General features: G+C 70.0%; 16 protein-coding genes. 11 read left to right on the top strand and 5 right to left on the bottom strand.

What is annotated here, in order from left to right; translation table 11 throughout:
• The first annotated feature begins 100 nt into the window (after positions 1-100).
• The 8 genes from BMY74_RS33295 (at position 101) to BMY74_RS33325 (ending at position 6,671) form a co-directional block, all read left to right on the top strand.
• Positions 101-910, top strand: a complete 810-nt coding sequence (locus tag BMY74_RS33295; protein WP_089922468.1) for an AfsR/SARP family transcriptional regulator — start codon at positions 101-103, stop codon at positions 908-910.
• Between the two features lie 168 nt (positions 911-1,078).
• Positions 1,079-1,330 (top strand): acyl carrier protein, encoded by a 252-nt coding sequence (locus tag BMY74_RS33300; RefSeq protein ID WP_089922469.1) that lies wholly within the window; start codon positions 1,079-1,081, stop codon positions 1,328-1,330.
• Between the two features lie 34 nt (positions 1,331-1,364).
• Entirely contained in the window at positions 1,365-2,300 is a 936-nt protein-coding gene (locus tag BMY74_RS33305; protein WP_089922470.1) for an aromatase/cyclase, read from the top strand.
• Between the two features lie 18 nt (positions 2,301-2,318).
• Positions 2,319-2,504 (top strand): hypothetical protein, encoded by a 186-nt coding sequence (locus BMY74_RS45370; RefSeq protein ID WP_177230043.1) that lies wholly within the window; start codon positions 2,319-2,321, stop codon positions 2,502-2,504.
• A gap of 26 nt (positions 2,505-2,530) precedes the next feature.
• A complete protein-coding gene (locus tag BMY74_RS33310) occupies positions 2,531-3,211 on the top strand; it encodes a beta/alpha barrel domain-containing protein (RefSeq protein WP_177230044.1) in 681 nt (226 codons plus the stop codon).
• Entirely contained in the window at positions 3,208-4,476 is a 1,269-nt protein-coding gene (locus tag BMY74_RS33315; protein ID WP_089922472.1) for a beta-ketoacyl-[acyl-carrier-protein] synthase family protein, read from the top strand. Before BMY74_RS33310 ends, BMY74_RS33315 begins: the two co-directional genes overlap by 4 nt.
• Positions 4,473-5,687, top strand: a complete 1,215-nt coding sequence (locus BMY74_RS33320; RefSeq protein WP_089922473.1) for a ketosynthase chain-length factor — start codon at positions 4,473-4,475, stop codon at positions 5,685-5,687. The genes BMY74_RS33315 and BMY74_RS33320 overlap by 4 nt, the downstream gene beginning before the upstream one ends.
• A 66-nt stretch (positions 5,688-5,753) precedes the next feature.
• Positions 5,754-6,671, top strand: a complete 918-nt coding sequence (locus BMY74_RS33325) for an acyltransferase domain-containing protein (RefSeq protein ID WP_143091794.1) — start codon at positions 5,754-5,756, stop codon at positions 6,669-6,671.
• A 297-nt stretch (positions 6,672-6,968) separates the two neighbouring features.
• On the opposite strand, the gene BMY74_RS33330 is transcribed toward BMY74_RS33325, so the two are convergent.
• The gene (locus BMY74_RS33330) at positions 6,969-7,745 is read right to left on the bottom strand and encodes a cyclase family protein (RefSeq protein WP_089922475.1); all 777 of its coding nucleotides are present in this window, start codon (positions 7,743-7,745) and stop codon (positions 6,969-6,971) included.
• 96 nt (positions 7,746-7,841) lie between these two features.
• On the opposite strand from BMY74_RS33330, the gene BMY74_RS33335 reads away from it, so the two are divergent.
• From BMY74_RS33335 to BMY74_RS33345, 3 genes are read left to right on the top strand one after another with little or no spacing between them, the layout of a single operon-like run.
• A complete protein-coding gene (locus tag BMY74_RS33335; protein WP_089922476.1) occupies positions 7,842-8,144 on the top strand; it encodes an antibiotic biosynthesis monooxygenase family protein in 303 nt (100 codons plus the stop codon).
• Complete coding sequence (locus BMY74_RS33340; protein ID WP_177230049.1) at positions 8,141-9,139, top strand: CaiB/BaiF CoA transferase family protein; 999 nt, start codon at positions 8,141-8,143, stop codon at positions 9,137-9,139. Before BMY74_RS33335 ends, BMY74_RS33340 begins: the two co-directional genes overlap by 4 nt.
• 11 nt (positions 9,140-9,150) lie before the next feature.
• On the top strand, positions 9,151-10,080 hold the full coding sequence (locus tag BMY74_RS33345) for an LLM class F420-dependent oxidoreductase (RefSeq protein WP_089922538.1): 930 nt from the start codon (positions 9,151-9,153) through the stop codon (positions 10,078-10,080).
• A gap of 11 nt (positions 10,081-10,091) precedes the next feature.
• On the opposite strand, the gene BMY74_RS33350 is transcribed toward BMY74_RS33345, so the two are convergent.
• From BMY74_RS33350 to BMY74_RS33365, 4 genes are all read right to left on the bottom strand, one after another.
• Positions 10,092-10,502 (bottom strand): hypothetical protein, encoded by a 411-nt coding sequence (locus tag BMY74_RS33350; RefSeq protein ID WP_089922478.1) that lies wholly within the window; start codon positions 10,500-10,502, stop codon positions 10,092-10,094.
• Positions 10,503-10,628: 126 nt separating this feature from the next.
• A complete protein-coding gene (gene lipB / locus BMY74_RS33355) occupies positions 10,629-11,354 on the bottom strand; it encodes a lipoyl(octanoyl) transferase LipB (protein WP_089922479.1) in 726 nt (241 codons plus the stop codon).
• Positions 11,311-11,889 carry a phosphatase PAP2 family protein gene (locus BMY74_RS33360; RefSeq protein WP_089922480.1) on the bottom strand — a complete coding sequence of 193 codons (579 nt, stop codon included), beginning with the start codon at positions 11,887-11,889 and terminating at the stop codon, positions 11,311-11,313. The genes lipB and BMY74_RS33360 overlap by 44 nt, the downstream gene beginning before the upstream one ends.
• Positions 11,886-12,776 (bottom strand): TIGR01777 family oxidoreductase, encoded by an 891-nt coding sequence (locus BMY74_RS33365; protein WP_089922481.1) that lies wholly within the window; start codon positions 12,774-12,776, stop codon positions 11,886-11,888. Before BMY74_RS33365 ends, BMY74_RS33360 begins: the two co-directional genes overlap by 4 nt.
• Positions 12,777-12,883: the final 107 nt, after the last annotated feature.

The raw sequence follows: 12,883 nt of genomic DNA on the forward strand, positions 1-12,883 counted from the left end.
CGCCGGGGAGAACTCACCCGAGATCGATGGCCGGTGCACTAACGGCGTCCCCACCTGCGGACCACACTGGTTCTCAAGTTCGAGCAGAAGGGGGACGGCGATGCACATCAAGGTCCTGGGGCCGGTCGAGGCCAAGGTGAACGGCCGATCGGTGACGCCGTCGGCGGCCAAGCCGCGGCAGATCCTGGCGCTGCTCGCGCTGCACTCGGGTTCGGTCGTGTCCGTGCCGACCCTCATCGAGGAGCTGTGGGACGACCGCCCGCCGCGCAGCGCCCGCACCACGTTGCAGACCTACATCCTGCAGCTGCGCCGGCTGATCGGGGACGCGCTGGCCGCGTCGGACGAGAGCGGCGCCAAGGAGGTGCTGGTCACGCGCTACGGCGGCTACCTGCTGGACGTGCCGGAAGAGGCCGTCGACGTGCACGAGTTCGAACGGCTGGCCCGGGCGGGCCAGAACGCCTACGACGCGGAGGACTTCGCGGTCGCGTCGAGGCTGCTGCGGTCGGCGCTGGACATCTGGCGCGGTCCGGCCGTCGTCGACGTCCGGCCGGGCATGCCGCTCAGCGTCGAGGTCGTGCGCCTGGAGGAGTCCCGGCTCGGCGTGATGGAGATGCGCATCGAGGCGGACATGCGGCTGGGCAAGCACAAGGCGTTGCTCAGCGAGCTCTCCGTGCTCACCGTGCAGAACCCGATGAACGAGAACCTGTGCGCGCAGTACATGATCTCGCTCTTCCGCGCGGGACGGCAGTGGCAGGCCCTGGACGCGTTCCGGGCGTTGCGCCGCACCCTCGTCGACGAGCTGGGGGTCGAGCCGTCCGCGCGCCTGCAGCAGTTGCAGCACGCCATCGTGACGTCCGATCCGCGGCTCGACCGCGCGGAAGCCCGGCAGTTGCAAGGACTTCTCGCCTAGTCCAACGCTCGAGCGGCCCCCGCCACACTGTGGCGGGGGCCGTTTTTCGTTGCACCCCAAGCATTTCCGGGTGATGGGTTCGAGGAACCCTCCACCGGACTACCAGCGCACCCTGGCAACCTCACTGGTGGGGCGAGTGGATACGCCCGGTGAGGAAAGGAAAAAGCCGTGAGCGCACTGACCATCGAGGGTCTCAAGGAGATCCTCAACGAGGCCGCCGGCGATGACGACTCGTTCAAGGCCGGCCAGGACATTCTCGACACTCCGTTCCTCGAGCTGGGCTTCGACTCGCTGGCCCTGCTGGAGACGGTGGCGCTGATCAAGCGCAAGTACGGCGTCGCCGTCGGCGACGACGAGCTCGCGCACCTCGAGACCCCGCGCCAGCTGCTGACCAAGGTCAACGGGGACATCGCGGCCTGACCGCGGGCCGAGCCGAGAACGGAGACACGGGGACATGACGCACACCACCACGCACACGGTCATGATCGGTGCCCCCGCCAAGGTGGTGTACGACCTGATCGCGGACGTCACGCGCTGGCCGTACATCTTCGGGCCCACGGTGCACGCCGAGGTGTTCGAGACCGACGGGCCGACCGAGCGGCTGCGGCTGCACGCCTTCGCCAACGGTGACGTGCGCACGTGGACGTCCCGCCGTGAGCTGGACTCGGCGAACCTGCACGTCAGGTTCGAGCAGGAGCGTTCGGCGGCGCCGGTGAAGTCGATGGGAGGGGAGTGGCGGATCACGCCGATCGCCGACTCGGCGACGCGCGTCGACCTCCTGCACCACTTCACCGTCGCCCAGCCGGAGGCCGTCGACCTCGTGCTGAGGGCGGTGAACAACAACAGCGACGCCGAGCTCGCGGCGCTCAAGCGTGCCGCCGAGTACGGCGACGAGTACGACAAGCTGGTGCTGTCGTTCTCCGACAGCATCACGATCCACGCGACCCGCAAGGACGTGTACGAGTTCCTGTACCGGTCGGACCTGTGGCCGCAGCGGCTGCCGCACGTCGCCCGGCTCGACCTCACCGAGGCCGTGACGGGCGTGCAGTCCATGGAGATGGACACGCGCAGCCCGGACGGCTCGATCCACACGACGCACTCCGTTCGGGTGTGCACGCCGCACGACACGATCGTCTACAAGCAGACCAGGACGCCGCCGATCATGGCGGCGCACATCGGCAGGTGGACGTTGCGGGACATCGGTGACGGCATCGAGGCGGGCATCGAGGCCACCTCGCACCACACCGTCGTCATCCGTCCCGAGGTCGTGCAGGAGGTGCTCGGCGCGGACGGCACGCTCGAGCGCGCCCGTGAGCTGATCCGCCACGCGTTGGGCACGAACAGCCTCACGACCCTGCGGCACGCCAAGGAGTTCGCCGAGAACGGCTGATCTGTGAGGTGGTGGGCGATGGGGCTGGTCGGTGTGGACCTGTTGACCGCGGCGGCTCGTGCCGCGAGCCGCAACGGCCTGCACGTGGTGTCGATGTACCTGGAGAAGGCCGCGGTCGAGCACCAGCGCAAGGGCTGCCCGTCCGACGTGGCGCCCTGCGCCCAGGAGATCGAGGCCTCCCGCGTGCTGCTGTCGGGGTTCTGACGGGACGAAGCGCGAGGGGGTTCTGGGTGGAGCTCTACGACATCTCGCTGCGCCGCGCCGGCTCGTCCGTCACCGACAGGCTGGTCGCGGCGCGGCACCTCGACGCACTCGGCGTCGCGTTCGTCGACGGAGGCAGGCCGGACCGCCGGTTCTACCACCGGGCGGCCGTCGAACTCCGGTTGCGGACCGCCACGCTGACCGCCTCCGGCCGGCCGGAGGACCTCACCGCGCTGCTCGCCGCGGAGACGACCGCGGTGGCGGTGGTTGTTCAGGGGCACGGCTTCTCGGTCCTCCGCGAAGCCGTGCGCCAACTCGTGCGCGCCGGACGGCGAGTGGTCGTCGAGGCGCGGGACTTCTTCGACGGCTGGCTGATCGACCCCGAACACGCTTTGGAGGTCGTGCGGACAGCCGCGGAGGCCGGGGCGGACACCGTGGTGCTGCACGACACCGCGGGCGCGTTGTGGCCGGACCAGATCGGCGAGATCGTCGAGTCGGTCGCGGAAACCGGTGTGCCCCTTGGTTTCGGTTGTCCCGACGACGGCGGATCGGCGGCGAAGCAGTTGTTCGCGGCCGATGCGGGGGCCGGGCTCGTACAGGGGTCCTACGCCGTCGTTCGAGGTGGCCTCGATCGGGCCGTCTCACCATTGCCCTGTCCGAGATTGGAGCAGACCGTGTCCGCACAGAAGGCGATTGGAGGTGTCCGATGAGTCGTCGCGCCGTCATCACCGGGGTGGGCGTGGTCGCACCTGGTGGCATCGGAACGAAGGCGTATTGGAAACTGCTGTCCGAAGGGCGTACGGCGACTCGCAACATCACGCACTTCGACGCGTCTCCGTACCGCTCCCGCATGGCGGGAGAAGCAGATTTCGACCCAGTGCGCGAAGGCCTGACACCGCAGGAGATCCGCCGGCTCGACCGGGCCGCGCAGTTCGCGGTCGTCGCGGGTCGCGAGGCGATGTCCGACTCGGGCATCGAGTTCGACCAGCTCGACCCGGGCCGCATCGGCGTCTCGCTCGGCACCGCCGTCGGCTGCACGACCTCGCTGGAGCGCGAGTTCATCGTCGGCTCCGACCGGGGCCGGTACTGGGAGGTCGACCAGTCCTACGCCGTTCCGCACCTCTACGACTACTTCACGCCGTCCTCGATGGCGACGGAGCTGGCGTGGACGGTCGGCGCGGAAGGTCCGGTCTCCGTGGTCTCCACGGGTTGCACCTCCGGCCTCGACTCGGTCGGCTACGCCGCCGAACTGATCATGGAGGGCTCCGCGGACGTCGTCGTCACCGGCGGCACCGAGGCCCCGCTCTCCCCGATCACCGTGGTGTGCTTCGACGTGATCCGCGCGTCGAGCACCCGCAACGACGACCCCACCACGGCGTGCCGGCCGTTCGACAAGACCCGCGACGGCCTGGTGCTGGGCGAGGGTTGCGCGATCATCGTGCTGGAGGAGCTCGAGCACGCCCGTGCCCGCGGCGCCCACATCTACGGTGAGATCGGCGGCTTCGCCTCGCGGTGCAACGCCTACCACATGACGGGCCTGCACCCCGAGGGCATCGAGATGTCCGACGCCATCAACATCGCGCTGAAGCAGGCGCGGGCGGACGCCACGGACGTCGGCTACATCAACGCGCACGGGTCGGGCACGAAGCAGAACGACCTGCACGAGACGGCCGCGTTCAAGCGTTCGTTGGGTGCGCACGCCTACAAGACCCCGGTCTCCGGCTTCAAGTCGATGATCGGGCACTCGCTGGGCGCGATCGGGTCCCTGGAGATCGTCGGCTCGCTGCTGGCGTTCGAGCAGGACCTCATCCCGCCGACGGCGAACCTGCACGAGCCGGACCCCGAGTGCGACCTCGACTACACGCCGCTGGTCGCGCGCGAGAAGAAGGTCAACACGGTGCTGACCGTGGGCAGTGGTTTCGGTGGATTCCAGAGCGCCATGGTGCTCAAGAAGGTGGAAGGGGCAGGCCGGTGACTCGGGCGGTGGTGACGGGAATCGGCATCGCGTCGCCGAACGGGCTGGGGCCGACCGCGTACTGGCGGGCGACCCTGCACGGGGAGGCGGCGATCAAGCCGATCACCCGGTTCGACAGCGCGAACTACTGGGCGAAGATCGCCGGCGAGGTGCCCGGCTTCGAGGCAGGGCGGCACCTGCAGGGCCGCCTGCTGCCGCAGACGGACCACATGACGCGGCTGACACTGGTCGGCACGGACTGGGCGTTGCGTGGTGCGGGCGTGCAGCCCAACGACATCCCGGACACCGACATCGCGGTCATCACCGCGGCGACGGCGGGCGGGTACGAGTTCGGCCAGCGCGAACTGCAGAAGCTGTGGCACCAGGGCCCCGAGTACGTCTCGGCGTACCAGTCGTTCGCGTGGTTCTACGCGGTCAACACGGGCCAGATCTCCATCCGGCACGGCACGCGCGGTCCCGGCGCGGTGGTCGTGTCGGAGCAGGCCGGTGGCATCGACTCCATCGGGCACGCGCGGCGCCAGCTGCGCAAGGGCGTCCAGCTGGCCCTCACGGGCGGCATGGACTCGTCCCTGTGCCCGTGGGCGTGGGTGGCGCACCAGGCGTCGGGTTGCCTGTCCCGCAACAACAACCCGAAGCGCGCCTACCTGCCGTTCGACCGCGACGCCTCCGGGTACGTCGCGGGCGAGGGCGGCGCGATCATGGTGTTGGAGACGCCGGAGTCGGCGGCCGAGCGTCCCGGCACGCGCATCTACGGCGAGATCGTCGGGTACGCCTCGACGTTCGACTCGCGGATGCCGTCGCGGGAGCCGGGTCTCAAACGGGCCGCGGAGCTCGCGCTGCGCGACGCCGGCATGGACGCCTCCGAGATCGACGTGGTGTTCGCCGACGCGGCGGGCATCCCCGAGCTCGACAAGGCCGAGGCCGAGGCGATCAAGGGCATCTTCGGGCCGTACGGCGTGCCGGTGACGGCGCCGAAGACCATGACCGGCCGGCTCTTCGCCGGTGGCGGGTCCCTGGACGTGGCGTCGGCGATCCTCTCCATCTACTGGAGCGCGATCCCGCCGACCGTCAACGTCGAGAACCCGGTGCCGGAGTACGAGATCGACCTCGTGATGAACGAGGCGCGGCACGGCAAGGTCAAGGCCGCGCTGGTGCTCGGCCGCGGCAAGGGCGGCTTCAACTCCGCCATGGTGGTGCGCGAGTACAGGTGATGTCATGCCTCGGGGGCCGTGAAGGTGTCACCTTCACGGCCCCCGAGCCGTTTCTGGAGGGGACTTGTGGACGTAGCACTGATGTTTCCCGGGCAGGGGTCGCAGTACCCGCGGATGGCGGCCTCCCTGTACGGCACGGACGCGGTGTTCACCTCGGTGGTCGACGAGGTGTTCGAACTGTTCGGCGAAGTGGGCTCGATCGCCTGCGACGACTGGCTTTCCGGCGCGGACATCGACCACGTGTCGCGCGCGCAGCCGTTGCTGTTCGCGATCGACTACGCGCTGGGGCGCACGGTCCTGTCGTGGGGTGTGAAGCCCGTCGCGCTGATCGGGCACTCCGCCGGCGAGGTCGTCGCGGCGACCCTGGCGGGCGTGTTCTCGCTGGAGGAAGCGGTGTCGCTGGTGCGGGACCGGGTGGTGTCGGCCGTGTCGATCCCGTCCGGCGGCATGCTCGCGGTGGCCGCCTCCGAGGCCGAGATGCTGCCGTACCTGCAGGGCGATGTGGCGATCGCGGCCGTGAACTCCGCCCGCCAGACCATGCTGGCCGGCTCGGACGCGCCGCTGGCCGAGGTGCGCGCCCGGCTGGAGGCGGACGAGTTCATCGTCGTGACCGTGCCCGCCACCACGCCGTTCCACAGCCCGGCGATGCAGCCCGCCGTGGACGAGGCGCTGGCGGCGTGGAACGTGTCGCCGCGAGCCCCCCGGATGCCGGTGTACTCCGGGTACACGGGCACGCTGATGACCGAGCACGACGCGACGTCGGCGCGGTTCTGGACGCGTCAGCTGACCGACGCCGTCTACTTCGGACCTGCGCTCAACGACCTGCTGGCGATGTACGACGTGCTGCTGGTCGAGGCCGGTCCCGGGCAGACGCTGACGTCGTTCGCGCGGCGCACCAAGGCGGTGCGGCACGGCGCTTCGCAGGTGCTGCCGCTGCTGGACGCCAACGACTCCGTCGAGACCGCACGCGCTCGTCTGGTGTGAGCACATAAAAGGGCCGCCCTCCGGCTGGAGGGCGGCTCTTTGGCGTTCATTCAGTGGTGTGACTCAGAACGTTGGCGGCGTATCCGCGCTCAGCAGGGCGCCTCGCGGCACCACGACGCACCCGTCTGAGCACGAATACACCGGCAACGTTCCGAGCCACGCCACTAATCGATGCCGCGGACGATGTGGTCTTCGGACTCCGGTGGGTAGAACTCGTTGTCATCCATACTTCCCAAGGTAAGTACGGTGATTCAGCTCTCACTTGAGCCCGGGTTCGAAACGAACGTTCGCGTGGTGTCAGTCGTCGAGCAGCGCGACGGCCCTGGTCCAGCCCGCACCGGCGCCCTTGATCTTGACCGGGAACGCGACGACGGTGAACCCGAAGTCCGGCAACGCCTCCAGGTTCGACAACCGCTCGATCTGGCAGTACTCGCGGTCGCGGCCGGCGAAGTGCGCGGGCCACAGCACGCTCTCGTCCTGGGTCTGCAGGTACCGCTTGACGATGTCGGGGAACGGCGCGTCGAGGCTGAACGCGTCGGTGGCGATCACCTTGACCCCGAGGTCCAGCAGGAAGTTCGTGGCGGGGCCGTCGAGCCCGGTGTAGTCGGTGAAGTAGGTCTGGGTGCCCGCGTGCTCGGCCGCGCCGGTGTCGAGGACGACGATGTCCATCGGCTTCGGCGTGTAACCGATGCGCGCGAACTCCTTCTCGAGCACCTCGACGCCGATGACGCCGGTGCCGTGACCGCGGACGTCGAGCTTCACGCCGGGGTTGTGGAACCACTCCAGCGGCATCTCGTCGATGTGGCGCGGGATCCCGTTGCCGTACGTGGTCTTCGAGCCGTAGTGCGACGGCGCGTCCACGTGCGTGCCGGTGTGGGAGGTCAGGCTGATCCGGTCCAGCGTGAGGAACTCGGAGTCCCGCAGCACGGAGACGTCGAACTCGATGCCGAGCCGCGCCTTGAGCTGCTCGGCCATGTGTTCCGCGCCCTGGGCGGCCGTGAGCACCTCGTGCGTCACCGGGTCCGCTTCGTACGCGGATGCGTCAATGGGGGAAGACAGATCGATGATGCGCATGGAGCCGAGCTTGGCGGGCGTTCCTTGAGCACGTCTCAAGAGGCGGTGTGCATGGTTTTCCCCAGTCGGACACCGTTTTCTCCGAGGAGCCACGTCATGATCACCTTCGTCAACCGCTTCACGCTCACCGGTGACCCCGAGGAGTTCGAGAAGGCCTTCGACGAGACGGCGGCCTTCCTGCGCGAGCAGCCGGGCCTGGTCCAGTACACGCTGTCGCGCCAGCTCGACGACCCGGCCTCCTACGTCAACATCGCGCTGTGGGAGAGCGCCGACGCCCTGCGCGCGGCCCTCGCGCACCCGGACTTCGGCAACCACGCCAAGGCGATGCGCGGCCTCGCCGAGTCCTCCGGCGCGATCTTCAGCCCGCGCCTGTCGTTCGTGTCCTCCACCGAAGCCTGATGTCACCCCTGGAGGGGCTGAAGGTCGTCGAGTTCGGCGGCATCGGTCCCGGCCCGCACGGCGCCATGCTGCTGGCGGACCTCGGCGCGGAGGTAACGCGCGTCGAGCGTCCGTCCGGCGGCCTGTCCGTCGTGCCGGACGCCTCCCGCGACTTCCTGTTGCGCGGCAGGCGTTCGGTGTCGGCGGACCTGAAGTCCGCCGAGGGCCGTGCCGCCGTTCTCTCGCTGATCTCGTCGGCCGACGTGGTGATCGAGGGCTTCCGCCCCGGCGTGCTGGAGCGGCTCGGCCTCGGGCCGTCGGACTGCCTGGCGGTCAACCCCGGGCTGGTCTACGCGCGGATGACGGGCTGGGGGCAGGACGGACCGCTCGCGCAGCGCGCCGGTCACGACATCAACTACCTGTCGGTGACCGGGGTGCTGCACGCGATCGGCAAGCCGCCGCTGAACCTCGTCGGCGACTTCGGCGGCGGCTCGCTCTACCTCGTGCTCGGCGTGCTGGCGGCGTTGTGGGAACGGCAGCGCACCGGTCGCGGCCAGGTCGTGGACGCGGCGATCGTCGACGGGGTGGCGTCGCTCGCGCAGATGATCTGGTCGATGAAGGCGCAGTCGGTGTGGGAGGACGCGCCGGACGCGAACCTGCTCGACGGCGGGTGCCCGTTCTACTCGATCTACGAGTGCGCGGACGGCCGTTCCGTCGCGGTGGGGTCGCTGGAGCCGCAGTTCTACGCCCTGTTGCTGACCGGTCTGGGGTTGTCCGCCGACGACCTCCCCGCGCAGATGGACCGCGCCTGCTGGCCGTCGCTGCGCAAGACGTTCACCGAGGTGTTCCTGACCAGGACGCGCGACGAGTGGTCGGAGGTGTTCGCGGGCACGGACGCGTGCGTGAGCCCCGTTCTGACGCTGGAGGAAGCCGCCTCGCACCCGCACCTCGTGGCACGCGGGGTGTTCACGCAGGAAGGCGCGGCCGTTCCTGCACCGCGGTTTTCCAGCGACTAGATTTGGTCTTCGTGGAACTGCGCATCTTCACCGAGCCCCAGCAGGGGGCGAGCTACGACGACCTGTTCCGGGTGGCGCGGACGGCCGAGGACGCCGGCTACGGCGCCTTCTTCCGCTCCGACCACTACCTCAAGATGGGGTCGGTGGAGGGACTGCCCGGCCCGACCGACCCGTGGATCACGTTCGCCGGCCTCGCCCGCGACACGTCGACGATCCGCCTCGGCACGCTGATGACCGCCGCGACGTTCCGCCACCCCGGGCCGCTGGCCATCAGCGTCGCCCAGGTCGACCAGATGTCCGGTGGCCGCGTGGAGTTCGGCATCGGCGCCGGCTGGTACGAGGCCGAGCACACCGCGTACGGCATCCCGTTCCCGCCGCTGGGAGAGCGCTTCGAGCGCTACGAGGAGCAGGTCGCGATCATCACCGGCCTGTGGGAGACCCCGGAGGGCGGCACGTTCTCGTTCGAGGGCAAGCACTACACGTTGACGGACTCGCCCGCGCTGCCTAAGCCCGCGCAGGAACGCGTCCCGCTGCTGATCGGCGGCATGGGCGCCAAGCGCACCCCGGCGCTGGCCGCGTCCTACGCCACCGAGTTCAACCTGCCGTTCGTCGGCATCGACGCCGCCGTCGAGCAGTTCGCCCGCGTCGACGCCGCGTGCGAGGAGATCGGCCGCGACCCGAAGGAGCTCATCCGCTCCGTCGCCCTCGTCGCCGCCGTCGGCCGCACCGACGCCGACGTCGCCCGCCGCGCCGCCGCGATCGACCGCGAGGTCGGCGAGCTCAAGGAGAACGGCCTGGCCGGTACCCCCGCCGAGGTCGTCGACCGCATCGGCGCGTGGCGTGACGCGACCGGTGTGCAGCGCGTGTACCTGCAGGTCCTCGACCTGGCCGACCTCGACCACATCACCGAGATCGCGTCGGACGTGGCGCCCCAGCTCTGATATGTCGGATATCAGGCGAGCGCTTTGCGCACCGACGCCGGCATCGGCATCACGTACCCCGCGAAGCGCCGCCGATGTCCGATGTATCGCAGTTGCAACCCCGGTTCGTCGAGGTAGCGCTTCTCCAAGCCGTCCTGGCCGAGCACGACCTTGAGGCCGCGCCCGAGCATCGACGGCGAGTCGAGGCCGAAGCGCGCCCGGAGCACGTCCGCGGCCGCGTGGTCGCCGAACTCCAGCGCGGCCCGCCGCACGGACTCGACCGGCACGACCAGGTACGGCTCGTCGGCGCGGACCCCGTCGCGGTGCGCGATGCCCAGCGCGGTCAGCGCCCTCTGGTGCGCGCCGCCGTCGAGCCCGAGGTGGTACTGCTCCCACTCGCCGACCTGGATCTCACCGGACCACGTGCGGACAGGAGCGGCCACCGCCGCCGGTCCTGTCCCGAACCCCGTGGACGTCAGTGCCGTGATTCCGGCAGCAGTGAACAACTGGCGTCGGGACAACCTCACGACGCACCCTCCTCCGCAAGCCTGCGGTTCCCCGCCGCAGGGCTACGGAATGCTAGCGAAGGTGATCCCCGCCGCGACGGGGCCAGAGCGGGTCAAAGTGCGGTCCGTCAGGGGGAGGGTTCCGTCGAGCGCCGCGAGCACGGAGTCACGGGCGAGCGGAAGGACCTCGGCGACGGTGACGTCACGGCCCAGTTCGTGCGAGAGGGAAGCGACGCCCGCGTCCGCGATGCCGCACGGGATGATGTCGCCGAACGCGTCGAGGCTCGCGTTGCAGTTGATCTCGAAGCCGTGCATGGTCACGCCGCGCTGCACGCGGATGCCGATGGCGGCGACCTTGCGCTCCGGACCGCGGTCGTCGGCGGGGATCCACACGCCGCTGCGGCCCTCGACCCGGCCGGTGTGCACGCCGAGCTCGTCGCACACGGCGATCAGGCCCTGCTCGACGCGCCGCACGTAGTCGACGACGTCGATCGGGTCGGAGAGCTTGATGATCGGGTACCCGACGAGCTGGCCGGGGCCGTGCCAGGTGATCTTGCCGCCGCGGTCGACGTCGATGACCGGGGTGCTGCCGCCGCGCGGGCGCTCCTCGTCGAGGGTGCGCTTGCCGCAGGTGTAGACGGGCGGGTGCTCCAGCAGCAGGAGGGTGTCGGGGCCGCCGGCCGCGCGCGCCTCGGCGACCTCCTTCTGCAGGTCCCACGCCGCCATGTAGTCGATGAGCCCCAGCTCACGGATGACGACGGGGTCTGACGTGGTGCGACACGAGTTCACGACCCGACGTTACCAACCCCAGCACCATCGCGGCCAAGAGACCGACGCCCGTCACACCCAGCACGGCACCGACGACGTCGGTGACCCAGTGCATCTCGAGGACGATCCTCGCGAACCCCGCCACCAGCACCGCGAGTACGGCCCACAGCACGCCGCGCTTCAGCAGCACGACCATCGTGAACCCGACCGACGCGACCGCGACCGTGTGCCCGCTCGGGTAGCTCGGCAGGTGGTACTCGACGGGCCGCACGCGGTCGAACAGGAACCGCGTCAGCAACGTCGCGCAGCAGATCGCGTGCAGGGCCAGCGCCTTCCACAACCGCGCGTCACGCCGCTTCCAGGCGAGCACGAACAGCACGGCCGCGAACGCCCAGCCGATCGTCGGCCCCATCACGAGGCTGACCGCGAACGCCGTCGCCTTCAACCACTCCGGCCGGGGCAGCGCGTCGTGCACCCACACGTCCAGCCCGGTCGTCTCGGGGAGTCCCAGGAGGATCCACGAGATCACGAGCACCGCCGCGACAGCCCGCGTCATGCGACCGCCGCGGTCAGCGCGGAGGGCAGTGCCGGGTGCAGGAAGTGGAACCCGCGGCTCTCCAGCACCTTCGGTGTCAGGCCGGGGCCGGTCAGCAGCAGTTCCTGCGCCATCTCACCGCCGAGCAGGGCCTTGAGCGCGAACGCGGGCACCGTCCACGGCGTCGGCCGGCCCAGCGCGTTGCCGACCGCCTTGGTGAACTCGGCGTTCGTGACCGGCGCCGGGCCCGCGACGTTGACCGGCCCGCGGATGTCGTCGTGCTCGACGACGAACCGGTAGGCGGACACGACGTCGTCCAGCGACACCCACGGGAAGTACTGCTCACCGGTCCCGAGCTTGCCGCCCAGGAAGAACTGGAAGACCGGCTTCAACCGGCCGAACACGCCGCCCGAGGGGGAGATGACGACGGCGGTGCGCATCAGCACGACGCGAACGCCGCCCTCCTGGGCCGCGGACGTCGCCGCCTCCCAGTCCTGGGTCAGCCGCGACATGAACGTGTGGCCGCCCGGCGCGTCCTCGTCCACGAGCCGCGAGCCGGTGTCGCCGTAGAAGTGGGCGCCCGACGAGCTGACCAGGGTGGGCACGCCGTGCTCGACGACCGCGGCCGACAGCACCTCGGCGGGCACGACGCGGCTGTCGTGCAGCACCTGCTTGCGGGCGTCGTCCCAGCGCTTGTCGCCGATGCCCGCGCCGCACAGGTTGACGACGGCGTCGACGCCGTCGAACGTGCCGTCGTCGATGCGCCCGGCGTACGGGTCCCAGCCGCGTTCGTCGGGAGCGGCGGCCTTGCGGCGCACCAGCCGCAGCACCTCGTGGCCGGCGGCGCGCATGGACGCCACCAGGCTCGTTCCGATCAGGCCCGACGATCCCGCGATGACGACTCGCATACCTAGATCGTTCCCCACCGCGACGTCACCTGCACAGCCGCATCCGACATATCGGACCCAGGATGTGCCGAAGGCCACCCCGGTAAACCGGGGTGGCCTTCAGATCA

Source organism: Lentzea albida (assembly GCF_900111005.1).
GTDB lineage: Bacteria > Actinomycetota > Actinomycetes > Mycobacteriales > Pseudonocardiaceae > Lentzea > Lentzea albida.